The sequence below is a fragment of the Pseudoduganella sp. jia 9 genome (assembly GCF_055502615.1).
Genome location: NZ_JBUPWE010000022.1, coordinates 59,912 through 83,607 on the forward strand (window position 1 = coordinate 59,912; position 23,696 = coordinate 83,607).

Here is a 23,696-nt window from a genome sequence, read left to right on the forward strand (position 1 = left end):
TAGGATCTCATTATGGCCCGCAAGACCCCCATCGAGCGCTACCGCAACATCGGTATTTCCGCTCACATCGACGCCGGCAAGACGACCACGACCGAGCGCGTGCTGTTCTACACCGGCGTGAACCACAAGATTGGTGAAGTGCACGACGGCGCAGCAACCATGGACTGGATGGAGCAGGAACAAGAGCGCGGCATCACGATCACGTCCGCGGCCACGACCTGCTTCTGGAAAGGCATGGCCGGCAACTTCCAGCCGCACCACATCAACATCATCGATACCCCGGGCCACGTCGACTTCACGATCGAAGTGGAACGTTCGATGCGCGTGCTGGACGGCGCCTGCATGGTCTACTGTGCAGTGGGCGGCGTGCAGCCGCAGTCGGAAACCGTGTGGCGCCAGGCTAACAAGTACAAAGTGCCGCGTCTGGCCTTCGTCAACAAGATGGACCGTACCGGTGCCAACTTCTTCAAGGTCTACGAGCAGATGCGCGCTCGCCTGAAGGCCAACCCGGTGCCGATCCAGATCCCTATCGGCGCTGAAGATTCGTTCGCCGGCGTGGTCGACCTGGTCAAGATGAAGGCGATCATCTGGGATGAAGCATCCCAGGGCATGAAGTTCGACTACAAGGATATTCCTGCCGAACTGCAAGCGACGGCCAACGAGTGGCGCGAAAAGATGGTGGAAGCCGCCGCCGAGTCCAGCGAAGAGCTGATGAACAAGTACCTGGAAGAAGGCGACCTGACCGAAGCCGAGATCAAGCAGGCGCTGCGCGCCCGCACGATCGCTTCGGAAATCGTGCCGATGATGTGCGGCACCGCGTTCAAGAACAAGGGCGTGCAGGCCATGCTGGACGCCGTCATCGAGTACCTGCCGTCGCCAGTGGACATTCCGCCGGTCGGCGGCACCGACGACGACGAGCAGCCTGTCACCCGTGCCGCTTCGGACGACGAGAAGTTCTCGGCCCTGGCATTCAAGATCATGACCGACCCGTTCGTCGGCCAGCTGGCGTTCTTCCGCGTGTACTCCGGTGCCGTGAACTCCGGCGACACCGTGCTGAACTCGGTGAAGAACCGCAAGGAACGCCTGGGCCGCATCCTGCAGATGCACGCCAACCAGCGTGAGGAAATCAAGGAAGTGCGCGCTGGCGACATCGCCGCCGCCGTGGGCCTGAAAGACGTGACGACCGGCGAAACGCTGTGCGACCCGACCGCGATGATCGTGCTGGAACGCATGGTCTTCCCTGAGCCGGTGATCCAGCAGGCCGTCGAGCCGAAGACCAAGTCCGACCAGGAAAAAATGGGCCTGGCGCTGAACCGCCTGGCACAGGAAGATCCGTCGTTCCGCGTGAAGACCGACGAAGAATCCGGCCAGACCATCATCGGCGGCATGGGCGAGTTGCACCTGGAAATTATCGTCGACCGCATGAAGCGCGAATTCGGCGTGGAAGCCACCGTCGGCAAGCCGCAGGTTGCTTACCGCGAAACGATCCGCAAGACCGTCACCGACGTGGAAGGCAAGTTCGTCAAGCAGTCCGGTGGTCGCGGCCAGTACGGCCACGCCGTGCTGACGATCGAACCGCAAGAGCCGGGCAAGGGCTTCGAGTTCGTCGACGCCATCAAGGGCGGTGTGATTCCTCGCGAATACATCCCTGCGGTGGAAAAAGGTGTGCGCGAAACGCTGAACACCGGTGTCCTGGCCGGCTACCCGGTCGTCGACGTGAAAGTAACCGTGACCTTCGGTTCCTACCACGACGTGGACTCGAACGAAAACGCGTTCCGCATGGCCGGTTCGATGGCGTTCAAGGACGGCTGCCGCAAGGCATCGCCGGTCATCCTCGAGCCGATGATGGCCGTGGAAGTGGAAACGCCGGAAGACTACGCCGGTAACGTGATGGGCGACCTGTCGTCCCGTCGCGGCATGGTGCAGGGCATGGACGAAATCCCGGGCGGCGGCGGCAAGATCATCAAGGCCGAAGTTCCGCTGTCCGAAATGTTCGGTTACTCGACCTCGCTGCGTTCCGCAACGCAAGGCCGTGCAACCTACACGATGGAATTCAAGCACTACTCCGAAGCGCCGAAGCACGTTATCGACGCAATCGTGACCGCGAAAGCGAAATAAATCAGAATAGCGTTTATCGGCCGGGGCAAAACCCCGGCCGGACAACCTTAAATCATAGTTCTAAGGAAGAAATAAAATGGCAAAAGGTAAGTTTGAGCGGACTAAACCGCACGTCAACGTCGGCACCATCGGTCACGTCGACCACGGCAAGACCACGCTGACCGCGGCAATCGCAACGGTGCTGTCGAAGAAATTCGGCGGCGAAGCCAAGGCCTACGACCAGATCGATGCTGCTCCGGAAGAAAAAGCACGCGGCATCACGATCAACACCGCGCACGTCGAGTACGAAACCGCTGCCCGTCACTACGCGCACGTTGACTGCCCAGGCCACGCCGACTACATCAAGAACATGATCACCGGCGCTGCCCAGATGGACGGCGCGATCCTGGTGTGCTCCGCAGCTGACGGCCCGATGCCGCAGACCCGCGAACACATCCTGCTGGCCCGTCAGGTTGGCGTGCCTTACATCATCGTGTTCCTGAACAAGTGCGACCTGGTCGACGACGCAGAACTGCTGGAACTGGTGGAAATGGAAGTGCGCGAGCTGCTGTCCAAGTACGAGTTCCCTGGCGACGACCTGCCAATCATCAAAGGTTCGGCACGTATGGCACTGGAAGGTGCGGCTGGCGAAATGGGCGAAGAGTGCATCATCCGCCTGGCCGACGCACTGGACACCTACATCCCGACGCCTGAGCGCGCTGTGGACGGCGCCTTCCTGATGCCTGTGGAAGACGTGTTCTCGATCTCCGGCCGCGGTACCGTGGTGACCGGCCGTGTCGAACGCGGTATCATCAAGGTCGGCGAAGAAATCGAAATCGTCGGCATCATCGACACCGTGAAGACGACCTGCACCGGCGTGGAAATGTTCCGCAAGCTGCTGGACCAGGGTCAAGCTGGCGACAACGTCGGCCTGCTGCTGCGCGGCACCAAGCGTGAAGACGTGCAGCGTGGCCAGGTTCTGGCCAAGCCGGGTTCGATCAAGCCGCACAACCACTTCACCGGCGAGATCTATGTTCTGTCGAAGGATGAAGGCGGCCGTCACACCCCGTTCTTCAACAACTACCGTCCTCAGTTCTATTTCCGTACGACGGACGTGACCGGCTCGATCGAGCTGCCAGCGGACAAAGAGATGGTCATGCCGGGCGACAACGTGTCGATCACCGTCAAGCTGATCTCCCCGATCGCCATGGAAGAAGGCCTGCGCTTTGCAATCCGTGAAGGCGGCCGTACCGTCGGCGCGGGTGTTGTAGCCAAGATCCTGGGCTAAGCTTCAGCGTTGATGCGGCGGGACAGGGCGTGATATCATGCCGGTCCCGCTGCTTTTATGTTGAGCAGTCGTTGCAGAGTTGTAAAGAGTTGCATATTTCCATATTGCCGGAGAAGTGTTCGTACACTGCGCCGGTTCGTTCTTTTTAAGGAATCAGCATGTCCACCCCGAATCAAAAGATCCGCATCCGCCTGAAGGCTTTCGACTACAAACTGATCGACCAGTCCGCACTCGAAATCGTTGACACCGCCAAGCGCACCGGCGCCGTGGTCAAAGGTCCGGTTCCCCTGCCGACCCGCATCCAGCGTTACGACGTGCTGCGTTCCCCGCACGTGAACAAGACTTCGCGCGACCAGTTCGAAATCCGCACCCACCAGCGCCTGATGGACATCGTGGATCCGACCGACAAGACCGTTGACGCACTGATGAAGCTGGACCTGCCGGCTGGCGTGGACGTCGAGATCAAGCTGCAGTAATCGTTTTATACGGATTCGTTGCATCGGGCGGCATTCAGTTCTGAACGCCGCCGGATGAAAGGACGGGCACTTCGCATTGGCGGGGTGCCCGTTTTGTTTTTGTGGTGCCGGTCGCCTCACGCCACCGGCTTGATCGCCGGCGGCGGCGGCGCGCCGACCTTCTTGCGGCAATTGGTGCGGGTGGCCCATTCGTCCTTGGCGAACTGCTCCTTGCTCGGTGCTGCCGCGCCGTTGAGTGCCTTCAGCGCCCGCTCCGCCCAAGGGACGGCGACGCAGTCGCAATAAGGTGACAGCTTGGCATGCCCCTTCAGGTCGCTTTCGCCGCCAATGTCGGCAGGGATGGCAACGGCTTGCTTGCACATGTCGGCATAGCCTTTTCGTACCTGCGCCAGATCCTGGGCATGGGCCCCGCCGCACAGGGCGGCAAGGACGAAAAGAGCGGTGGGGGAGGGGGTGCGCATCGTGGCTCCTGTGATCGAAAGGCGCCATGATGCCCGATTTTCATGGCATAAAAACATCGCTCTCGGCAGTGCGTGGCGGCTGTGCAAATTTCGCGCAACAGGCATCGACATACCCCGTACTAACTTGTTGCGTCAAGAGGCAAATCAAAGTACACTAGCCGGCTTCGGTATGGAAATGTCCTTTTTCGTCCTTACCACTTTTAGTAGTTCAACATAGCCCCGCCCAATCGTAGGTGGGAATGGAGAAAAAATGAGCCTTGGCCTCCTCGGTCGCAAGGTTGGCATGATGCGCATCTTCACGGACGACGGGGATTCGATCCCTGTGACCGTGCTGGACGTGTCGAACAACCGTATTGCGCAAATCAAAACTCCTGAAACGGATGGTTACTCCGCTGTTCAGGTCGTATTCGGTCAACGTCGCGCTTCCCGCGTGACCAAAGCCGCTGCGGGTCACTATGCCAAAGCTGGTGTCGAAGCCGGTACTCTGCTGAAAGAGTTCCGTGTCGACGCAGCCAAAGCTGCCGAACTGAAAGCTGGCGAAGTCGTCGCCGTTTCGCTGTTCGAAGTCGGTCAGAAGATCGACGTGCAGGGCACCTCGATCGGTAAAGGCTACGCCGGTACCATCAAGCGTTACAACTTCGCATCCGGCCGTGCTACCCACGGTAACTCGCGTTCGCACAATGTTCCTGGCTCCATCGGTATGGCGCAGGATCCGGGCCGCGTGTTCCCTGGCAAGCGCATGACGGGTCACCTGGGTGACGTCACCGTCACGACCCAGAACCTGGAAATCGCCCGCATCGACGCAGAGCGTCAGCTGCTGCTGGTGAAAGGTGCTGTACCAGGCGCGAAAAACGGTCAGGTGGTCGTCTCGCCAGCCGTTAAAGTCAAAGCTAAGAAGGGAGCTTAATTCATGGAACTCAAGCTCTTGAACGCTGAAGGTCAAGCCGCGTCCAACGTTGCTGCTGCAGACACCGTCTTCGGCCGTGATTACAACGAAGCCCTGATCCACCAGATCGTGGTTGCTTATGCAGCGAACGCCCGTAGCGGCAACCGCGCGCAGAAGGACCGTGAACAGGTTCACCACACGACCAAGAAGCCTTGGCGTCAGAAAGGCACCGGCCGCGCCCGTGCTGGTATGTCGTCGTCGCCACTGTGGCGTGGCGGTGGTCGCATCTTCCCGAACTCGCCTGACGAGAACTTCACCCACAAAGTGAACAAGAAGATGTACCGCGCAGGTCTGTGCTCGATCCTCTCCCAGCTGGCTCGCGAAGAGCGCCTGGTTGTGATCGAAGAACTGTCGATCGAAGCCCCGAAAACCAAGCTGCTGTCGCAAAAGCTGACCGGCCTGGGTCTGGATTCGGTCCTGATCATCACCGACAACATCGAAGAAAACCTGCTGCTGGCTTCCCGCAACCTGCCGAACGTGCTGGTCGTGGAGCCGCGTCATGCAGATCCAATGTCGCTGGTCTTCTACAAGAAGATCCTGGTTACCAAAGCGGCACTGGCCAAGATTGAGGAGTTGCTGGCATGAGCGCCGTCAAATTTAGCGAAGAGCGCCTGTTGAAGGTGCTGGTGGCGCCGGTCATTTCCGAGAAGGCCACCATGGTCGCGGAAAAGAACGAGCAGATCGTGTTCCGTGTTGCTCCGGACGCGACCAAGCCAGAAATCAAGGCCGCCGTTGAACTGCTGTTCAAGGTCGAAGTGGAATCGGTGCAGACCGTTAACCGCGAAGGTAAAGTCAAGCGTTCGGGTCGTTTCATCGGCCGTCGCAATGCTACCAAGCGTGCTTTCGTGTGCCTGAAGCCTGGCCAGGAAATCAATTTCTCCGAGGAGGCTAAATAATGGCACTCGTTAAGATGAAGCCAACCTCCCCAGGCCGTCGCGGCATGGTGAAGGTTGTCAACGCCGACCTGTACAAAGGTCGTCCGCTGGCAGCCCTGGTTGAGAAAAAATCGAAGACCGCCGGCCGTAACAACAACGGCCACATCACCACCCGTCATATCGGTGGTGGTCACAAGCAGCACTACCGTATCGTCGACTTCAAGCGCAACAAGGATGGTATCCCGGCGAAAGTGGAACGTATCGAATACGATCCGAACCGCACGGCGCACATCGCCCTGCTGTGCTACGCCGACGGCGAGCGCAAGTATGTCATCGCGTCGAAAGGCCTGTCCGTCGGCGATACGCTGATGAACGGCTCGGAAGCGCCGATCAAGGCCGGTAACACCCTGCCGATCCGCAATATCCCGGTTGGTACCGTGATCCACTGCGTCGAAATGCTGCCAGGTAAAGGTGCCCAGATGGCACGTACCGCCGGTGCCGCAGTCGTGCTGATGGCCCGCGAAGGTACTTACGCCCAGGTGCGCCTGCGCTCCGGCGAAGTGCGCCGCGTGCACATCGAGTGCCGCGCAACCGTGGGTGAAGTCGGCAATGCCGAACACAGCCTGCGCAAGATCGGTAAAGCCGGTGCGATGCGTTGGCGCGGTGTGCGTCCGACCGTCCGTGGTGTGGTCATGAACCCGATCGACCACCCGCACGGTGGTGGTGAAGGCCGTACCGCCGCTGGTCGTCACCCAGTGTCGCCATGGGGCCAGCAGACCAAGGGCAAGAAGACGCGTTCGAACAAGCGCACTTCTTCGATGATCGTCTCGCGCCGCGGCAAGAAATAAGGATAAATCATGACCCGTTCATTGAAAAAAGGGCCGTTCTGCGACGCCCACCTGGTGAAGAAAGTCGAAGCCGCGCAAGCGACCAAAGACAAGAAGCCAATCAAAACCTGGTCCCGCCGTTCGACGATCATGCCTGACTTCATCGGCCTGACGATTGCCGTGCACAACGGCAAGGTGCACGTGCCTGTGTACGTGTCCGAGAACATGGTTGGTCACAAGCTCGGCGAGTTCGCGCTGACCCGTACGTTCAAGGGCCACGCTGCTGACAAAAAGGCGAAGAAATAATGGAAACCAAAGCAATCCTCAAAGGCGTACGCCTGTCGGATCAAAAGGGTCGCCTGGTGGCTGACCTGATCCGCGGCAAGAAGGTTGACGCTGCGCTGAACATCCTGCAGTTCAGCCCGAAAAAAGGCGCGGCCATCCTGAAGAAAGTGCTGGAGTCCGCTATTGCGAACGCCGAGCACAACGATGGTGCCGATATCGACGAACTGTACGTGAAAACGATCTACGTCGAAAAGGGCCCGATCCTGAAGCGCTTCACCGCGCGTGCAAAGGGCCGTGGCGATCGTATCTCGAAGCAGTCCTGCCACGTCTACCTGACGGTCGGAAACTAAGGAGCCAAGATGGGACAGAAAATTCATCCAACCGGCTTCCGTCTGGCCGTTACCCGTAACTGGGCTTCCCGCTGGTACGCGACCAACGGTAACTTCGCTTCGATGCTGAACGAAGACCTGAAGGCACGCGCCTACCTGAAGAAGAAGCTGAAGAACGCCTCCGTCGGCCGCATCGTCATCGAGCGTCCTGCGAAGAACGCCCGCTTCACCGTGTACAGCTCCCGTCCGGGCGTTGTGATCGGTAAAAAAGGCGAAGACATCGAAGTGCTGAAGTCGGAACTGACCAAGATCATGGGCGTGCCGGTGCACGTCAATATCGAGGAAATCCGCAAGCCGGAAATCGATTCGCAGCTGATCGCCGATTCGATCGCCCAGCAGCTGGAAAAGCGGATCATGTTCCGCCGCGCCATGAAGCGCGCAATGCAGAACGCAATGCGCCTGGGTGCCGTCGGCATCAAGATCATGTCGTCCGGCCGTCTGAACGGCATCGAGATCGCCCGTACCGAATGGTATCGCGAAGGCCGCGTGCCTCTGCATACCCTGAAGGCGGACATCGACTACGGCACGTCCGAAGCATCGACCACCTACGGCATCATCGGCGTCAAGGTGTGGGTGTACAAGGGTGACCGTTCCGCCACCGGCGAAGCACCAGTCATCGACACCCCGGCCGACGAGAAGAAGCCACGCGGTCCGCGTCGCGACGACGGTAAGCCGGGCCGTGGCCCACGTCCAGGTCCGGGCGCCAAACCAGGCGCCCCAGCCGCTCGCCGCGCTGCGAAGCCGGCTGCAGCTGAATAAGCAGGAGAAAAAGCATGCTGCAACCATCTCGCAGGAAGTATCGTAAAGAGCAGAAAGGCCGTAACACCGGTATTTCGCATACGCGCGGCACCGCCGTGTCGTTCGGCGAATTCGGTCTGAAAGCCGTCGCGCGTGGCCGTATCACGGCTCGCCAGATCGAAGCTGCCCGTCGTGCCATGACCCGTCACATCAAGCGTGGCGGCCGTATCTGGATCCGTATCTTCCCGGACAAGCCGATTTCGAACAAGCCGGCTGAAGTCCGTATGGGTAACGGTAAGGGTAACCCGGAGTACTACGTGGCTGAAATCCAGCCAGGTAAAGTGCTGTACGAAATGGACGGCGTCGGCGAAGAGCTGGCACGCGAAGCGTTCCGCCTGGCTGCTGCCAAACTGCCGCTGGCAACCACCTTCGTGGTGCGCCAGGTTGGCCAATAATTGGAGTGAAATATGAAAGCATCTGAACTCCGTGGCAAAGACCAGGCTGCTCTGCAGAAAGAACTGAACGACCTGCTGAAGGCACAGTTCGGCCTGCGTATGCAAAGCGCCACGCAACAGCTGAGCAACAACTCGCAGCTGAAGAAGGTCCGCCGCGACATCGCACGCGTCAAAACGGTTATGAACACGAAGGAAGCCAAATGAACGAACCAGTGAAACAGTCGCTCAAGCGCACGCTGATCGGTAAAGTGGTGTCCGACAAGATGGACAAGACCGTTACCGTGCTGATCGAGCGTCACGTCAAGCACCCTCTGTACGGCAAGATCATCGTGCGTTCGGCTAAATACCACGCACATGACGAAACCAACCAGGTCAAAGCCGGTGATACGGTGGAAATCGCGGAAGGTCGTCCGATCTCCAAGACGAAGGCGTGGACGGTGACCCGTGTAGTGCAAGCTGCACAAATCGTCTAAAAAGAAAGCCGGGCGGGAACGTTGCGTTCCCGTCCGTTTTCCAATTAGTTCTTGCAGGCCCGCAGGTTGTATGTAATACTTGCGGGCTTCGTTCATGTATCGCCGCTAAGTGTCTATCCACAGACGCGGTTTCGCGGTCAGTACTGTATGAAGGTCAAGCACCCAAACAGCAATGCAGCAGCATGGCTGGCGGGACCAAGACTGACCGAGAGGTCCGCATTGTGTGGATTCTTCGGCTTAAGTTGGGAAAGAGAATACTATGATTCAAACTGAAAGCCGGCTCGAGGTAGCCGACAACACCGGTGCGAAAGAAGTTATGTGCATCAAGGTGTTGGGCGGTTCCAAGCGCCGTTACGCTGGCATCGGCGACGTGATCAAGGTCACGGTTAAGCAGGCGCAGCCTCGTGGCCGCGTCAAAAAAGGTGAAATTTATAACGCCGTGGTTGTGCGCACCGCTAAGGGTGTGCGTCGCCAGGACGGTTCCCTGGTCAAGTTCGATGGCAACGCTGCCGTCTTGCTGAACTCCAAACTGGAACCGATCGGTACCCGTATCTTTGGCCCGGTGACGCGCGAACTGCGCACCGAGAAGTTCATGAAGATCGTGTCCCTGGCACCGGAAGTCCTGTAAGGAGTCACAATGGATAAGATTCGCAAAAACGACGAAGTCGTCGTCCTGACCGGCAAGGACAAGGGCAAGCGCGGCGTAGTGACCCAGCGTGTAGACGCTGAGCACGTCGTGGTAGAAGGCGTGAACGTGGCCAAGAAGGCCGTCAAGCCGAACCCGATGACGGGCGTAACTGGTGGCATCGTCGACAAGACCATGCCGATTCACGTGTCCAACGTTGCTCTGTTCAACGCTGCGACCGGCAAGGCCGATCGCGTGGGCTTCAAGGAAGTGGATGGTAAAAAAGTCCGCGTCTTCAAGTCCTCCGGCGAAGTAGTGAAGGGGTAATTGAAAATGGCCCGTCTGCAACAAGTATACAAAGAGAAGGTCGTTTCCGAGCTGACCGAGAAATTCGGCTACAAATCGGTAATGGAAGTGCCGCGCCTGACGAAAATCACCCTGAACATGGGTGTGGGCGAAGCAATCGCTGACAAGAAGGTCCTGGAACACGCCGTTGGCGACCTGACCAAGATCGCCGGCCAGAAGCCGGTGACCACCAAGTCGCGTAAAGCTATCGCCGGTTTCAAGATCCGCGAAGGCTACCCGATCGGTACCATGGTGACCCTGCGCGGCGCCCGTATGTATGAATTCCTGGATCGCTTCATCACCGTGGCCCTGCCGCGCGTGCGCGACTTCCGTGGCGTGTCCGGTCGCTCGTTCGATGGCCGTGGCAACTACAACATCGGCGTCAAAGAGCAGATCATCTTCCCGGAAATCGAGTACGACAAGATCGACGCGCTGCGTGGCATGAACATCTCGATCACCACGACCGCCAAGACCGACGACGAAGCGAAAGCTCTGCTCGCCGCATTCAAATTCCCGTTCAGGAACTAACCGATCATGGCAAAACTCGCACTGATTAACCGTGAACAGAAGCGTGCCGACCTGGTGGAGAAATTCGCCGCCAAGCGCGCCGCCCTGAAAGCCATCATCGACGACCAGTCGAAGTCGGAAGAAGAGCGTTACGAAGCCCGCCTGAAACTGCAGGCCCTGCCGCGTAACTCCGCTCCGACCCGCCAGCGTAACCGCTGCGCCATCACCGGTCGTCCACGTGGCACCTTCCGTAAATTCGGTCTGGCCCGCACCAAGCTCCGTGAATTCGCCATGCGTGGTGAAATCCCGGGTATGACCAAAGCCAGCTGGTAATAGGAGAATAAGCAATGAGTATGAGCGATCCTATCGCCGATATGCTGACCCGTATCCGCAATGCACAGGGTGTGAAGAAGACCACCGTTGCAATGCCGTCGTCGAAAGTCAAAGTGGCGATCGCCTCCGTCCTGAAGGACGAAGGCTACATCGAAGATTTCGCAGTGTCCTCCAACGAAGGCAAAGCGGAACTGCAAATCGGCCTGAAGTACTACACCGGCCGTCCTGTCATCGAGCGCCTGGAGCGCGTGTCCCGTCCGGGTCTGCGCGTCTACAAAGGCAAGGATGAAATCCCGACCGTGATGAACGGCCTGGGCGTGGCTATCGTGTCGACTCCGCAAGGCGTCATGACCGATCGCAAAGCGCGCGCTACCGGCGTCGGTGGCGAAGTCATCTGCTTCGTGGCTTAAGGAGTAACACATGTCTCGAGTAGCTAAAATGCCGATCGCCGTGCCGGCTGGCGCCGAAGTCGCCATCTCCGCACAAGCGATCACCGTCAAGGGCCCGCTGGGCACCCTGACCCAGAGCCTGAACGGCCTGGTCAAAGTTGAAAACAACAACGGCACGCTGTCGTTCGATGTGGCCAACGAATCCCGTGAAGCGAACGCCATGTCCGGCACGCTGCGCGCACTGGTCAACAACATGGTTACCGGCGTCACCAAGGGCTTCGAGAAGAAGCTGTCCCTGGTGGGCGTGGGTTACAAGGCACAGGCACAAGGCGACAAGCTGAACCTGTCGCTGGGCTTCTCCCACCCGGTCGTGCATGCAATGCCGGCAGGTGTGACCGTGGCCACCCCGACCCCGACCGAAGTCGTGATCAAGGGTATCGACCGTCAACAGGTCGGCCAGGTTGCCGCAGAAGTTCGTGCTTACCGCTCCCCTGAGCCTTATAAAGGCAAGGGCGTCCGCTATGTGGACGAAGTGGTTAAGATCAAAGAAACCAAGAAGAAGTAATTAGGGGCTGACGATGGATAAAAAGCAATCTCGTCTGCGCCGCGGACGTCAAACCCGCATCAAGATCGCGCAACTGAAAGTGAACCGCCTGTCGGTCCACCGCACTAACCTGCACATTTACGCGAACCTGATCAGCCCGGACGCTAAAGTTCTGGTTTCGGCGTCTACCGTGGAAGCAGAAGTTCGCGCCGAACTGGCCGGCAAGTCGGGCAAGGGTGGTAACGCCGCCGCTGCCGCACTGGTGGGCAAGCGCGTCGCCGAAAAGGCAATCAAGGCAGGTATCACCGAAGTAGCGTTCGACCGCTCCGGTTTCCGTTACCACGGCCGTGTGAAGGCGCTGGCTGATGCCGCGCGTGAAGCCGGTCTGAAGTTCTAAGGGTACGATCATGGCAAAAATGCAAGCAAAAATGCAAAGCGACAAGCCGGATGACGGCATGCGCGAAAAAATGATCGCGATCAACCGCGTGACCAAAGTGGTCAAGGGTGGTCGTATCATGGGCTTCGCGGCGCTGACCGTGGTTGGTGACGGCGATGGCCGCATCGGCATGGGCAAGGGCAAGTCGAAGGAAGTTCCGGTCGGTGTGCAGAAGGCAATGGAAGAAGCCCGTCGCAACCTGATCAAGGTGCCTCTGAAGAACGGTACGCTGCAGCACACGGTTACCGGCCGCCATGGCGCCTCGCGCGTCATGATGAGCCCGGCCAAGCCAGGTACTGGCGTCATCGCTGGTGGCGCAATGCGCGCTATCTTCGACGTGATGGGCGTGACGGACGTGGTGGCGAAATCCACCGGTTCGAACAACCCGTACAACCTGGTGCGCGCCACCCTGGACGGCCTGTCGAAAATGAGCACTCCTGCCGAGATCGCTGCGAAACGCGGCAAGTCGGTAGAAGACATTCTGGCTTAAGGGGATGACCATGAGCACTATCAAAGTCAAACTGGTGAAGGGCCTGATCGGCACCCGCCAAGACCACCGCGCTACCGTGCGTGGTCTGGGCCTGCGCCGTGTCAACTCGGTTTCCGAGCTGCAGGACACGCCATCGGTACGCGGCATGATCAACAAGGTCGCTTACCTCGTTAAGGTTGTATCGTAAGCCCCGGCTTACGATCTGGAGAACACAATGGAATTGAATACCATTCAACCAGCCGAAGGCGCGAAACACGCCAAGCGCCGTGTTGGCCGCGGTATCGGCTCCGGCCTGGGCAAGACTGCCGGCCGTGGTCACAAGGGTCAGAAATCGCGTTCGGGCGGCTTCCACAAAGTCGGCTTCGAAGGCGGTCAGATGCCTCTGCAGCGCCGTCTGCCGAAGCGTGGCTTCAAATCGCTGAACGCAACCTTCAAGGCTGAAGTTCGCCTGTCCGACCTGAACGCCCTGGCCGTGTCCGAAGTGGACCTGCTGGTGCTGAAGCAGGCCGGCGTGCTGAACGTGCTGGCGCGCGACGTGCGCGTGATCGCTTCCGGCGAAATCACCAAGGCAGTGTCCATCAAGGGCCTGAAAGTGACCGCCGGCGCGAAAGCGGCCATCGAAGCGGCTGGCGGCTCGGTAGCCTGAGACGCTTAAGCTTGAACGGAGCGAAAATTGGCGACTAATCCGCAGCTTGCTAAAAGTGCCGCAGCCGGGTTCCCCTGGAACCGTCTGTGGTTTTTGCTGGGCGCTCTGGTAGTCTACCGCATCGGGGCTCACGTCCCGGTGCCGGGGATCGACCCGGTACAGCTGGCCGCACTGTTCAAGTCGCAAGAGGGCGGCCTGCTGGGCATGTTCAACATGTTCTCCGGCGGCGCCCTGTCGCGCTTCACGGTGTTTGCGCTGGGCATCATGCCCTACATCTCGGCCTCGATCATCATGCAGTTGCTGTCGATCGTGTCTCCGCAGATGGAAGCGCTGAAGAAGGAAGGGGAAGCTGGCCGTCGCAAGATCACCCAGTACACCCGTTACGCCACCGTGGGCCTGGCATTGTTCCAGGCATTCGGCATCTCCGTCGCGCTGGAAGCCCAGCCTGGCCTGGTGCTCGATCCGGGCCTGGCGTTCCGCTTCACCACCGTGGTAACGCTGCTGACCGGCACCATGTTCCTGATGTGGCTGGGGGAGCAGATTACCGAGCGCGGTCTCGGTAACGGCATCTCCATCATCATCTTTGCCGGTATCGCTGCCGGTCTGCCGAGCGCGATGGGTGGCTTGTTCACCCAGGTGTCGACCGGTGCGATCAGTGCGATCTCCGCCATCATCATCGTGATCCTGGTTGCAGCCGTGACCTATGTCGTGGTGTTCGTGGAACGTGGCCAGCGCAAGATCCTGGTGAACTATGCCAAACGTCAGGTCGGTAACAAGATCTACGGTGGGCAAACCAGCCACCTGCCGCTGAAGCTGAACATGGCAGGCGTGATTCCGCCGATCTTCGCATCGTCGATTATCTTGTTCCCGGCCACCATCGTGGACTGGTTCGCACGTGGCGCGGACAACAGCAACCCTGTTGTACGCTTCCTGAAAGATCTGGCTGCTTCGTTGAGCCCAGGCGAGCCCATCCATGCACTGCTGTATGCTGTGGCGATCGTGTTTTTCTGCTTCTTCTACACCGCACTGGTGTTCAACAGCAAGGAAACTGCGGATAACTTGAAGAAGAGCGGGGCCTTTGTGCCAGGGATTCGTCCCGGTGAGCAGACTGCCCGCTACATCGACAAGATCCTGACCCGATTGACCCTGGCGGGCGCCGTCTACATTACCCTGGTGTGCCTGTTGCCGGAGTTTATGCAAGCCCAGTGGAAAGTGTCCTTTGTATTCGGTGGCACCTCCCTGTTGATCATTGTGGTCGTGACCATGGACTTCATGGCCCAGGTCCAGAACTACGTGATGTCGCAGCAATACGATTCGCTGCTGCGCAAGGCTAACTTCAAAGGCGGCATTCCGACCCGCTAAGCGATAAGGTCACTATGGCAAAAGACGACGTTATACAGATGCAGGGCGAGATTCTGGAGAATCTCCCGAATGCAACGTTTCGAGTAAAGCTGGAAAACGGCCACGTGGTGCTTGGACACATTTCGGGTAAAATGCGGATGAACTATATCCGCATTCTCCCCGGCGACAAGGTGACGGTGGAGTTGACGCCGTACGACCTCTCCCGGGCCCGTATTGTGTTCCGGACCAAGTAATTTTAAGTATCGAATCCAAGAAGAGAGTGCAAAATGAAAGTTAACGCTTCAGTCAAGCGGATCTGCCGCAACTGCAAGATCATCAAGCGCAAAGGCGTCGTTCGTGTTATCTGCGTCGAACCGCGTCACAAGCAGCGTCAAGGTTAATCGAGGAATAACGAATGGCACGTATTGCAGGGGTTAACATCCCAAATCATCAGCACACCGTGATCGGCCTGACGGCAATTTACGGTATCGGCCGCCCGCGCGCGCAGTTCATCTGCGCACAAACGGGTGTTGCGACCAACAAGAAGATCAAGGACCTGGACGACAGCGAGCTGGAAAAGCTGCGTGATGAGATCGGCAAGTTCGTTGTTGAAGGCGACCTGCGCCGTGAACTGTCGATGAACATCAAGCGTCTGATGGACCTGGGTTGCTACCGCGGCATGCGTCACCGCAAGGGCCTGCCGGTCCGCGGCCAGCGCACCCGCACCAATGCACGTACCCGCAAAGGTCCGCGCAAAGCCGCTCAATCGCTGAAGAAATAATCTAGGAAACCACTATGGCTAAGCAACAAAGCAGCGCTGCAGCAGCACGCGTTCGCAAGAAGGTCAAGAAGAACGTCGCTGAAGGTATCGCTCACGTTCACGCTTCCTTCAACAACACGATCATCACGATCACCGACCGCCAGGGCAATGCCCTGTCGTGGGCAACTTCGGGCGGCGCCGGCTTCAAGGGCTCCCGTAAGTCGACCCCGTTCGCAGCGCAGGTTGCTGCTGAAGCGGCTGGCAAAGTGGCGCAGGAATGCGGCGTGAAGAACCTGGAAGTGCGTATCAAGGGCCCTGGTCCTGGCCGCGAATCCGCTGTTCGCGCGCTGAACAACCTGGGCATCAAGATCACCGAGATCCAGGACGTGACGCCAGTGCCGCACAACGGTTGCCGTCCGCCGAAGCGTCGTCGTATCTAATCCGTTAGATACCGGCATACGCTCGGTATGACAATGGCCGGTTCTCCGGAACCGGCCACCGTCACCCTGATGTAAAAATCGCTGGAACAGTTGATCGGAAACGGTTACACTGTCCGGCTATTTTTGCCTGTCGATTTTCGGTCGGCGGGCTTGTTGAGCCACCGTCTGACGGATTAGAGGGTCAGACTAGCGCCTGGTCGCTGCAGTTAGCCCGGTAGTTGGCTCGTCGCCAAATACGCGCGTTACCTGCTCCGATGCGACTCGGGGCGTCATTTAATATTTAAGGAAAACACCGTGGCACGTTATATCGGACCAAAAGCAAAACTCTCCCGCCGTGAAGGTACTGACCTGTTCCTGAAGAGCGCACGCCGTTCGCTGGACTCGAAGTGCAAGCTGGACATCAAGCCAGGCCAGCACGGCGTCAAGTCGGGTGCCCGCACCTCCGACTACGGCAACCAGCTGCGCGAAAAGCAGAAGGTCAAGCGCATGTACGGCATCCTAGAGCGCCAGTTCCGCCGCTACTTCGCCGAAGCCGACCGCCGCAAGGGCAACACCGGCGAAACGCTGCTGACGCTGCTGGAAACCCGCCTGGACAACGTTGCTTACCGCATGGGCTTCGGCTCGACCCGCGCTGAAGCACGCCAGCTGGTGTCGCACAAGGCGTTCACCGTGAACGGCAATGTCGTGAACATCGCTTCGTACGTGGTCAAGACCGGCGACGTGATCGCCGTGCGCGAAAAGGCCAAGAAGCAGACCCGTATCCTGGAAGCGCTGTCGCTGGCAGAACAAGTCGGCATGCCGGCATGGGTGTCGGTTGATTCCAAGAAAATGGAAGGTACCTTCAAGTCGTTCCCGGAACGTAGCGAAATCGCTGCCGACGTCAACGAATCGCTGATCGTCGAACTGTACTCGCGTTAATCGCGGTAAGTAGCAATCAGTAGCAATAATGCCCACTCCTAAGCAGAGTGGGCTTTTTCACTAATGCCATCAGCCTTATCGGTGTAACGAGCCGAGGGTAATGAAAAGGACATTTCAATGCAAAACAGTTTGTTGAAGCCACGTATCATCGACGTCGAAGCCCTGGGCGCCGGTCACGCAAAAGTCGTGATGGAGCCGTTCGAGCGCGGCTACGGCCACACGCTGGGCAACGCCCTGCGTCGCGTGCTGCTGTCGTCGATGATCGGCTACGCGCCGACCGAAGTCACGATCGCCGGCGTGGTGCACGAGTACTCGTCGCTGGACGGCGTGCAGGAAGACGTGGTCGACCTGCTGCTGAACCTGAAGGGCGTGGTCTTCAAGGTCCACAACCGCGATTCCGTCACGCTGACCCTGAAGAAGGAAGGCGAAGGCGCCGTGCTGGCCTCGGATATCGACCTGCCGCACGACGTGGAACTGATCAACCCGGATCACGTGATCGCTCACCTGACCGCCGGTGGCAAGCTGGACATGCAGATCAAGGTCGAAAAGGGCCGTGGCTACGTGCCGGGTAACGTCCGCCGCCTGTCCGAAGACACGAACAAGACGATCGGCCGCATCATCCTGGACGCATCGTTCTCGCCGGTCCGCCGCGTGTCGTACTCCGTGGAATCGGCCCGTGTTGAACAGCGTACCGACCTGGACAAGCTGATCATCAACATCGAAACCAACGGCGTGATCACGCCGGAAGAAGCGATCCGCCAGTCGGCACGCGTGCTGGTCGACCAGCTGAACGTGTTCGCCGCGCTGGAAGGCACGGAAGCCACCGCCGAAGCACCGTCGCGTGCTCCGCTGGTCGATCCGATCCTGCTGCGCCCGGTGGACGACCTGGAACTGACGGTTCGCTCCGCGAACTGCCTGAAGGCCGAGAACATCTACTACATCGGCGACCTGATCCAGCGTTCGGAAAACGAGCTGCTGAAGACGCCGAACCTGGGCCGCAAGTCGCTGAACGAGATCAAGGAAGTGCTGGCATCGCGCGGCCTGACCCTCGGCATGAAGCTGGAAAACTGGCCACCTGCCGGTCTCGAGAAATAAATCGTCGTACCCGTCCGGCGCATGTCGCGCCGGACGTTTTAACCTTAATTACCGACCCGCGCCGGGCCTATCAAGTGCCTGGCGATCGAAGAGTCCGGATTTAAACACCTAGAAAGGAAGTACCATGCGTCACCGTCACGGCCTCCGTAAACTGAACCGTACCTCGTCCCACCGTCTGGCAATGCTGCGCAACATGACCGTTTCGCTGCTGCGCCACGAAGCGATCAAGACCACCGTGCCGAAAGCCAAGGAACTGCGTCGCGTCGTCGAGCCGATCCTGACCCTGGGCAAGACCGACACGCTGGCCAACAAGCGCCTGGCATTCGCTCGCCTGCGCGACCGCGAAATCGTCCAGAAGCTGTTCGCTGAACTGGGCCCGCGCTACGCTGCCCGCAACGGCGGCTACCTGCGCATCCTGAAGATGGGCTTCCGCGTCGGCGACAACGCTCCGATGGCTTACGTCGAACTGCTGGACCGTCCGGAACCAAGCGACATCGAAGCAGCACCGACCGCTGAAGAGTAATCTTCGCGCAGTCATGAAAAAGCCGGGCTTGCCCGGCTTTTTTTATCCCCGTCGCATTGTTCGCGCATTCGGGATACCATCTCGGGGTTCTCTCCCGCCGAGTTGCCGCATGTCTCTCCTTTTTCGCCTGTCTCTCCTTTCCCGCCTGTTTCTCCTGTTCGTATCGTTCCTGTCGCTGCTGTCGCCGGCGCGCGCCGAGGAGGACTTCCTGCCCCCGAACGTGGCATTCCAGTTCTCCGCGCGCATGGCCGATGCGACGACGATCGAAGCCACCTGGCAGATCGCCGAGGGCTACTACATGTACCGCGAGCAGTTCAGGTTCCGGGCGGCGGGTGCGCAGCTTGGCGTGCCGCGGATCCCGCCTGGCAAGGTGAAGTTCGACGAGACCTTCGACAAGGAGGTGGAAACCTACCGCCATCGCGTGGCAATCCGGATTCCCGTCGACGCGGCCGGTGCATTCACGCTGACGGCGACCGGCCAGGGCTGTTCCGACAAGGGGCTGTGTTATTCGCCGCAGGATGCGACCGCACGGCTGTCGCCGGCCGGCGGTACGGCGGCGCCCGCCGGAGCGTTCGGCTTGTCGGCGATGAGCCGCCCGGGCGCCGCCATGATGGAGGTGCCCATCGCAACCCTGCCGGCCGGCGCGGAAGCCGGCACACCAAGCGCAGCAGCGGATCAAGGCGCAGCCGCAGCCGCTGGAGGCGCGGCGCCCGCCGCTCAAAGCGAGCTTGGCCGAATCGAAGGCGCCTTGCGGGGCGGCCAGTTGGCGGTCATCGTGCCGCTGTTCCTGCTGCTCGGGCTCGGCCTGGCATTCACCCCCTGCGTGCTGCCGATGGTGCCGATCCTGTCGTCGATCGTCGTCGGCGAAGGTGGCCGGCCGGGCCGGGGGCGCGGCCTGGCCTTGTCGCTGAGTTATTCGCTGGGCATGGCGATCGTCTACACCGCGCTGGGTGTTGCCGCCGGCCTGGCGGGCGAAGGCCTGGCCGCCGCGTTGCAGAATCCCTGGGTACTCGGCGCCTTCGGGGTGCTGATGGTGCTGCTCGCACTGTCGATGTTCGGCGTGTACGAACTGCAGGTGCCGGCTGCGCTGCAGACCCGTCTCGCCGCCGCATCCGGTCGCCGGCCGGGCGGCAAACTGGCCGGTGTGTTCGCGATGGGGGCGATCTCGGCCCTCATCGTCGGCCCCTGCGTTGCCGCGCCGCTGGCCGGTGCGCTCGTCTATATCAGCCAGACCCGCGACGTCATCACCGGCGGCACGGCGTTGTTTTCCATGGCGGCCGGCATGAGCGTGCCATTGATCCTGGTCGGCATATCGGCCAACGCGCTGCTGCCGAAAGCCGGCCCATGGATGGATGCGGTCAAGCGATTCTTCGGCGTATTGTTGCTGGCAATGGCATGGTGGCTGGTATCGCCGGTATTGCCGGGTGCCGTGCAAATGGCCGGGTGGACAGTGCTGGGCATCGCCTACGGTATTTATTTGTTGCGGCAGCATAAACGCTGGCCGGCGCAAACCATTGCCGCGTTATTCATCGGCTTCGGTATTGTCCAGATGGTCGGTGTCGCTACTGGAGCGCGCGATCCGTTTGCACCGCTGGCCTCCCTGCGCGATGGCGCCGTCGATGAGCTGCCATTCCGGCGAATCGGCAGCGTGGCCGAACTCGACCGCGTGCTGGAAAATACCGGCGGTAAAACCGTGATGCTGGATTTTTATGCCGACTGGTGCGTCGCCTGCAAGGAAATGGAAAAACTGACGTTTATCGATCCGGCGGTCCGCAAGGCATTGGAAAACACCCTATGGCTGCAGGTCGATGTTACCGCCAATAACGAGGACGACAAGGCGTTGCTGAAACGGTTCAATTTATTCGGGCCGCCGGGCATTATTTTCTTCGATGCCCGCGGCGACGAAATTGCCGATAGCCGGGTGATCGGCTTCCAGGATGCGAGTGCTTTCCTGGGATCGTTAAGCAGGCTGAAATAAGGTTGTGACAAACCCAGTAAAGCGCCCGTGTGGCGCTTTTTTTTCGACCCGGCTCCCAAGCAAGCAGCGCGTACGGACACTGACAGCGCCGGCGCACCAGGATACAGCGTGATCAAGCCAGAATCTGGCATGGGAAAGAGAGAAAAATAGGGCGACCCCGTCGCCCCGATGTCGAATCGCCGGTCAGCCGTGGCGACGATGGTGTCCCTTGCGCTTGCCGTGCGCGGAATGCTGGTCGAATACCTTCTGCTGTTCCGGCGTCAGCGCCGCATAGAAAGTCTTCATTGCTTCCAGTCGCGTTTCCTGGTGTGCCACGCGTGCCTTGGAAAACTCAAGCCGCTTTTCCGCACGCTGTGTCGCATTCAATTCCTTGTACGATACCCGGTCCACCCGGCCGATAGCCTGTTGTGGTTTGATGGCGGAAATATATGCATTCCAGGCCGATTCCTGAGTGGCAGTAATTTTCAGGGCGTCATGCAGTTTTTGCTGACGCTGTTCAATGCGCTCGGCACGTTTTGCCGGATCGAACTTGGTTTCCGCATAAGTACGATGTTGCGCGGTTTCCTGGGGCGGCGCGGCGATTGCAGCGGAGCCGATAGTGAGCATGGTCATGCCGACGATAATGCTCTTATGCAGGATGTTCATTTTTAAATCCTTTAGTGAGTAATTGATTGTGCCTGGTTCCCATGAAGCACTGCACGGAAAACAGTTTCTCAACGCAGTGTTTCCATGAAGTGTCGCGGGCGCCGCTTTTTGTATCCGTTTGTTTCCCTGCCGAAGTCAAACCAGTGCGGCCGCGCATATACAAGACGATACAAACCGCCGTTGGTCTTCGCCTGCCGAAGTGGCGATAATTGGAGGATGGAACCAACATCGAGCATTTTGATCGTCGACGACGATCGCGAAATTCGTACACTGCTGGCGGATTACCTGGAGTCCAACGGCTACCGTACCCATGGCGCGGCGGACGGCACCGCCATGTGGAAACTGCTGGACGAAACCAAGCCCGACCTGATCGTGCTGGACCTGAACATGCCGGGCGAGGACGGCCTCACGCTGTGCCGCAAGCTGCGCGCCCATTCGAACCTGCCGGTGATCATGCTGACCGCGCGCAGCGAACCGCTGGACCGCATTCTCGGCCTCGAGATGGGCGCCGACGACTACCTGCCGAAGCCTTTCGAACCGCGCGAACTGCTGGCGCGCATCCGCAGCGTGCTGCGCCGCAGTAACTCGATGCCGTCCGGCGGCATGGACAAGGCATCGCAGATCCGCTTCTCGAACTGGACGCTGGACCTCACCGCACGTCACCTGCTCAATCCCGATGGCGTGGTGATCATGCTGTCCGGCGCCGAGTTCCGCCTGCTGAAAGTTTTCCTCGAGCATCCGAACCGCGTGCTGAACCGCGACCAGCTGCTGAACCTGACGCAGGGCCGCGATGCCGATCCGTTCGACCGCTCGATCGACATCCAGATCAGCCGCCTGCGGCAGAAGCTGGGCGAAGATGCGCGGGTGCCGCAGATCATCAAGACCGTCCGCAACGGCGGCTATGTGCTGGCCGGTGCCGTCGCGGTCGAGCCGCGCGCGTGAACAACTTGCACGCCCGGATGGCCATGCGTGAGATGAGCTGAAGTGAGCACGCTGAAAAATTTCGTCAATTCGATGACCGGGCGGGTTTTCCTCGCGCTCATGGTCGGCATCGTTGCCTCGGCCGCGCTCACGCAGTGGCTGGCCATCAATGAACGCCAGCGCACGCTGGAACGTTATCGCACATTCCACTCGCTGGAGCGGGCCGAGCAGATCATCGAAACCACCGACGTGGTGCGCCCGGAATCGCGCGCGCAGTACCTGGCGGTCTCCAGCAAGAGCAGCATGCGGCTGGAAATCGCCACCGACAACGATCTCACGCTGCACCCTGCAACGGAATTTTCCACCGCGCTGGCGCAGCGGCTGCCGCGCGATTTCCAGGTGATCCCGATCGCGGAAAGGCCGCCGCAATGCGACCAGCGCACCAGCACGATGACGCTGTTCGGACCCGGCCCCTGGCGCGGCACGTGCGAGTCCGTCAAGGTCGTGATGACGGACGGGCAAGTGCTGAAGCTCTCGGTGCTGCCGCCGCGCGGCACGATTCCCACCGGCCACAATGAGTACGCCGTCTTCGTGCCGTTCCTGCTGTGCATCGCCGTGCTGGCCTACTTCGTCACGCGGATGGCGGTGCGCCCGGTCAAACAGCTGGCCCAGGCGGCCAAGGACCTGGGCAACGACATCAACAAGCCGCCGCTCGAACTGGCCGGGGCGGCGGAGATCCGGCAGGCAAGTGCGGCGTTCAACGCCATGCAGGGCCGCATTCGCCAGCACATCATCCAGCGTACCGAAATGCTGGCGGCGATCACGCACGACCTGCAAACGCCGCTGACGCGGATGCGCCTGCGGCTGGAGAAAGTCAGCGACGCGGACTTGCAGCACAAGCTGATCGGCGATTTGTCGGCCATGCAGCAGATGATCCGCGAAGGCCTCGACCTGGCGCGCAGCATGGACACCAACGGCACCATGCAGAAGCTGGACCTCGACTCGCTGCTCGACAGCGTATGCGCCGACGCCATCGACGCCGGCCAGGCCGTCGAGCTGAAAGGCAAGGCCGGCATGGCGCTGCTCGGCCGGCCGCTGGACGTGCAGCGCTGCCTCGTCAACCTGATCGACAACGCCGTCAAGTATGGCCAGAAGGCCCACGTGACGGTCGAACGGCTGGCCGGCGCGGCCCGCATCCGTATCCGCGACGAAGGCCCCGGTATTCCGCAAGACCAGATCGGGCGCGTATTCGAACCGTTCTACCGGGTGGAAACCTCGCGCTCTCGCGAATCCGGCGGCACCGGCCTGGGGCTGACGATCGCCCGCAACATCGCCGAACAACACGGCGCCACGCTGAGCCTGGCCAACGGCGATGCCGGCGGGCTGGAAGCCGTGCTGACCTTGCCCGAGTTCTATGCGGGTAAATAAGGAACGCCAGTGAGGCAGGTCT

General features: G+C 60.0%; 36 protein-coding genes. 34 read left to right on the plus strand and 2 right to left on the minus strand.

The genetic code is table 11. From position 1 onward, the window contains the following. The first annotated feature begins 12 nt into the window (after positions 1–12). From fusA to rpsJ, 3 genes are all read left to right on the plus strand, one after another. Positions 13–2,118 carry an elongation factor G gene (gene fusA, locus ACY34H_RS25715; protein ID WP_464980305.1) on the plus strand — a complete coding sequence of 702 codons (2,106 nt, stop codon included), beginning with the start codon at positions 13–15 and terminating at the stop codon, positions 2,116–2,118. A 76-nt stretch (positions 2,119–2,194) separates the two neighbouring features. Next, complete coding sequence (gene tuf / locus ACY34H_RS25720; protein ID WP_464980306.1) at positions 2,195–3,385, plus strand: elongation factor Tu; 1,191 nt, start codon at positions 2,195–2,197, stop codon at positions 3,383–3,385. 158 nt (positions 3,386–3,543) lie between these two features. Then, positions 3,544–3,861 carry a 30S ribosomal protein S10 gene (gene rpsJ / locus ACY34H_RS25725; RefSeq protein ID WP_050409777.1) on the plus strand — a complete coding sequence of 106 codons (318 nt, stop codon included), beginning with the start codon at positions 3,544–3,546 and terminating at the stop codon, positions 3,859–3,861. Between the two features lie 116 nt (positions 3,862–3,977). Here rpsJ and ACY34H_RS25730 read toward each other — a convergent pair whose 3' ends face one another. Next, on the minus strand, positions 3,978–4,322 hold the full coding sequence (locus tag ACY34H_RS25730) for a hypothetical protein (protein ID WP_464980307.1): 345 nt from the start codon (positions 4,320–4,322) through the stop codon (positions 3,978–3,980). A 250-nt stretch (positions 4,323–4,572) separates the two neighbouring features. Between ACY34H_RS25730 and rplC the strand changes: the two genes are divergently transcribed. From rplC to dsbD, 29 genes are all read left to right on the plus strand, one after another. Beyond that, entirely contained in the window at positions 4,573–5,229 is a 657-nt protein-coding gene (gene rplC / locus ACY34H_RS25735) for a 50S ribosomal protein L3 (protein ID WP_464980308.1), read from the plus strand. Positions 5,230–5,232: 3 nt separating this feature from the next. Then, positions 5,233–5,853, plus strand: a complete 621-nt coding sequence (gene rplD / locus ACY34H_RS25740) for a 50S ribosomal protein L4 (protein ID WP_131148100.1) — start codon at positions 5,233–5,235, stop codon at positions 5,851–5,853. Then, entirely contained in the window at positions 5,850–6,164 is a 315-nt protein-coding gene (rplW, locus tag ACY34H_RS25745; protein ID WP_131148099.1) for a 50S ribosomal protein L23, read from the plus strand. The genes rplD and rplW overlap by 4 nt, the downstream gene beginning before the upstream one ends. After that, on the plus strand, positions 6,164–6,991 hold the full coding sequence (gene rplB, locus ACY34H_RS25750; protein WP_131148098.1) for a 50S ribosomal protein L2: 828 nt from the start codon (positions 6,164–6,166) through the stop codon (positions 6,989–6,991). The genes rplW and rplB overlap by 1 nt, the downstream gene beginning before the upstream one ends. 9 nt (positions 6,992–7,000) lie before the next feature. Beyond that, positions 7,001–7,276 (plus strand): 30S ribosomal protein S19, encoded by a 276-nt coding sequence (gene rpsS, locus ACY34H_RS25755; protein ID WP_093556914.1) that lies wholly within the window; start codon positions 7,001–7,003, stop codon positions 7,274–7,276. Next, a complete protein-coding gene (gene rplV, locus ACY34H_RS25760) occupies positions 7,273–7,605 on the plus strand; it encodes a 50S ribosomal protein L22 (RefSeq protein ID WP_175425006.1) in 333 nt (110 codons plus the stop codon). Before rpsS ends, rplV begins: the two co-directional genes overlap by 4 nt. A 9-nt stretch (positions 7,606–7,614) precedes the next feature. Next, complete coding sequence (rpsC, locus tag ACY34H_RS25765; RefSeq protein WP_131148097.1) at positions 7,615–8,403, plus strand: 30S ribosomal protein S3; 789 nt, start codon at positions 7,615–7,617, stop codon at positions 8,401–8,403. Positions 8,404–8,417: 14 nt separating this feature from the next. After that, complete coding sequence (gene rplP / locus ACY34H_RS25770) at positions 8,418–8,837, plus strand: 50S ribosomal protein L16 (RefSeq protein ID WP_056337588.1); 420 nt, start codon at positions 8,418–8,420, stop codon at positions 8,835–8,837. Positions 8,838–8,849: 12 nt separating this feature from the next. Beyond that, positions 8,850–9,041: a 50S ribosomal protein L29 gene (gene rpmC, locus ACY34H_RS25775; RefSeq protein WP_130186550.1), complete on the plus strand. Its 192-nt coding sequence runs from the start codon at positions 8,850–8,852 to the stop codon at positions 9,039–9,041. Further along, entirely contained in the window at positions 9,038–9,310 is a 273-nt protein-coding gene (gene rpsQ / locus ACY34H_RS25780) for a 30S ribosomal protein S17 (protein WP_130186549.1), read from the plus strand. The genes rpmC and rpsQ overlap by 4 nt, the downstream gene beginning before the upstream one ends. Before the next feature lie 259 nt (positions 9,311–9,569). Next, the gene (rplN, locus tag ACY34H_RS25785) at positions 9,570–9,938 is read left to right on the plus strand and encodes a 50S ribosomal protein L14 (protein WP_130186548.1); all 369 of its coding nucleotides are present in this window, start codon (positions 9,570–9,572) and stop codon (positions 9,936–9,938) included. Positions 9,939–9,947: 9 nt separating this feature from the next. Then, entirely contained in the window at positions 9,948–10,262 is a 315-nt protein-coding gene (gene rplX / locus ACY34H_RS25790; protein WP_131148095.1) for a 50S ribosomal protein L24, read from the plus strand. A 6-nt stretch (positions 10,263–10,268) separates the two neighbouring features. Continuing rightward, a complete protein-coding gene (gene rplE / locus ACY34H_RS25795) occupies positions 10,269–10,808 on the plus strand; it encodes a 50S ribosomal protein L5 (RefSeq protein ID WP_130186546.1) in 540 nt (179 codons plus the stop codon). 6 nt (positions 10,809–10,814) lie between these two features. Next, on the plus strand, positions 10,815–11,120 hold the full coding sequence (gene rpsN / locus ACY34H_RS25800; RefSeq protein ID WP_130186545.1) for a 30S ribosomal protein S14: 306 nt from the start codon (positions 10,815–10,817) through the stop codon (positions 11,118–11,120). Between the two features lie 14 nt (positions 11,121–11,134). Then, a complete protein-coding gene (gene rpsH / locus ACY34H_RS25805) occupies positions 11,135–11,530 on the plus strand; it encodes a 30S ribosomal protein S8 (protein WP_131148093.1) in 396 nt (131 codons plus the stop codon). Positions 11,531–11,540: 10 nt separating this feature from the next. After that, entirely contained in the window at positions 11,541–12,074 is a 534-nt protein-coding gene (gene rplF, locus ACY34H_RS25810; protein ID WP_131148092.1) for a 50S ribosomal protein L6, read from the plus strand. A 13-nt stretch (positions 12,075–12,087) separates the two neighbouring features. Beyond that, positions 12,088–12,450 carry a 50S ribosomal protein L18 gene (gene rplR / locus ACY34H_RS25815; RefSeq protein ID WP_130186542.1) on the plus strand — a complete coding sequence of 121 codons (363 nt, stop codon included), beginning with the start codon at positions 12,088–12,090 and terminating at the stop codon, positions 12,448–12,450. Between the two features lie 10 nt (positions 12,451–12,460). Next, a complete protein-coding gene (rpsE, locus tag ACY34H_RS25820) occupies positions 12,461–12,979 on the plus strand; it encodes a 30S ribosomal protein S5 (RefSeq protein ID WP_050409755.1) in 519 nt (172 codons plus the stop codon). A gap of 4 nt (positions 12,980–12,983) precedes the next feature. Further along, the gene (rpmD, locus tag ACY34H_RS25825) at positions 12,984–13,166 is read left to right on the plus strand and encodes a 50S ribosomal protein L30 (protein ID WP_130186541.1); all 183 of its coding nucleotides are present in this window, start codon (positions 12,984–12,986) and stop codon (positions 13,164–13,166) included. A gap of 27 nt (positions 13,167–13,193) precedes the next feature. Continuing rightward, positions 13,194–13,625, plus strand: coding sequence for a 50S ribosomal protein L15 (rplO, locus tag ACY34H_RS25830; protein WP_137315744.1), 432 nt, complete (start codon positions 13,194–13,196; stop codon positions 13,623–13,625). Positions 13,626–13,652: 27 nt separating this feature from the next. Continuing rightward, on the plus strand, positions 13,653–14,987 hold the full coding sequence (gene secY / locus ACY34H_RS25835; RefSeq protein ID WP_464980309.1) for a preprotein translocase subunit SecY: 1,335 nt from the start codon (positions 13,653–13,655) through the stop codon (positions 14,985–14,987). A 14-nt stretch (positions 14,988–15,001) separates the two neighbouring features. Beyond that, positions 15,002–15,220 carry a translation initiation factor IF-1 gene (infA, locus tag ACY34H_RS25840; protein ID WP_005663428.1) on the plus strand — a complete coding sequence of 73 codons (219 nt, stop codon included), beginning with the start codon at positions 15,002–15,004 and terminating at the stop codon, positions 15,218–15,220. A gap of 33 nt (positions 15,221–15,253) precedes the next feature. Beyond that, on the plus strand, positions 15,254–15,367 hold the full coding sequence (rpmJ, locus tag ACY34H_RS25845; protein ID WP_005663407.1) for a 50S ribosomal protein L36: 114 nt from the start codon (positions 15,254–15,256) through the stop codon (positions 15,365–15,367). A gap of 14 nt (positions 15,368–15,381) precedes the next feature. Next, on the plus strand, positions 15,382–15,747 hold the full coding sequence (gene rpsM, locus ACY34H_RS25850) for a 30S ribosomal protein S13 (protein ID WP_130186538.1): 366 nt from the start codon (positions 15,382–15,384) through the stop codon (positions 15,745–15,747). Positions 15,748–15,761: 14 nt separating this feature from the next. After that, positions 15,762–16,166 carry a 30S ribosomal protein S11 gene (gene rpsK / locus ACY34H_RS25855; RefSeq protein ID WP_028101645.1) on the plus strand — a complete coding sequence of 135 codons (405 nt, stop codon included), beginning with the start codon at positions 15,762–15,764 and terminating at the stop codon, positions 16,164–16,166. Between the two features lie 294 nt (positions 16,167–16,460). After that, complete coding sequence (gene rpsD / locus ACY34H_RS25860; protein WP_189442138.1) at positions 16,461–17,084, plus strand: 30S ribosomal protein S4; 624 nt, start codon at positions 16,461–16,463, stop codon at positions 17,082–17,084. A 117-nt stretch (positions 17,085–17,201) separates the two neighbouring features. Continuing rightward, positions 17,202–18,179, plus strand: a complete 978-nt coding sequence (locus tag ACY34H_RS25865) for a DNA-directed RNA polymerase subunit alpha (protein WP_137315746.1) — start codon at positions 17,202–17,204, stop codon at positions 18,177–18,179. A gap of 124 nt (positions 18,180–18,303) precedes the next feature. Next, on the plus strand, positions 18,304–18,702 hold the full coding sequence (gene rplQ / locus ACY34H_RS25870; RefSeq protein WP_464980310.1) for a 50S ribosomal protein L17: 399 nt from the start codon (positions 18,304–18,306) through the stop codon (positions 18,700–18,702). Positions 18,703–18,811: 109 nt separating this feature from the next. After that, a complete protein-coding gene (gene dsbD / locus ACY34H_RS25875; RefSeq protein WP_464980311.1) occupies positions 18,812–20,680 on the plus strand; it encodes a protein-disulfide reductase DsbD in 1,869 nt (622 codons plus the stop codon). A 183-nt stretch (positions 20,681–20,863) separates the two neighbouring features. Here the strand turns inward: dsbD and ACY34H_RS25880 are convergent, their stop codons facing one another. Then, complete coding sequence (locus ACY34H_RS25880; protein ID WP_464980312.1) at positions 20,864–21,325, minus strand: Spy/CpxP family protein refolding chaperone; 462 nt, start codon at positions 21,323–21,325, stop codon at positions 20,864–20,866. A 216-nt stretch (positions 21,326–21,541) separates the two neighbouring features. On the opposite strand from ACY34H_RS25880, the gene ACY34H_RS25885 reads away from it, so the two are divergent. Together ACY34H_RS25885 and ACY34H_RS25890 are read left to right on the plus strand one after the other, a co-directional pair. Next, entirely contained in the window at positions 21,542–22,267 is a 726-nt protein-coding gene (locus tag ACY34H_RS25885) for a response regulator (RefSeq protein ID WP_464980313.1), read from the plus strand. Between the two features lie 51 nt (positions 22,268–22,318). Next, entirely contained in the window at positions 22,319–23,674 is a 1,356-nt protein-coding gene (locus tag ACY34H_RS25890) for an ATP-binding protein (protein WP_464980344.1), read from the plus strand. Positions 23,675–23,696: the final 22 nt, after the last annotated feature.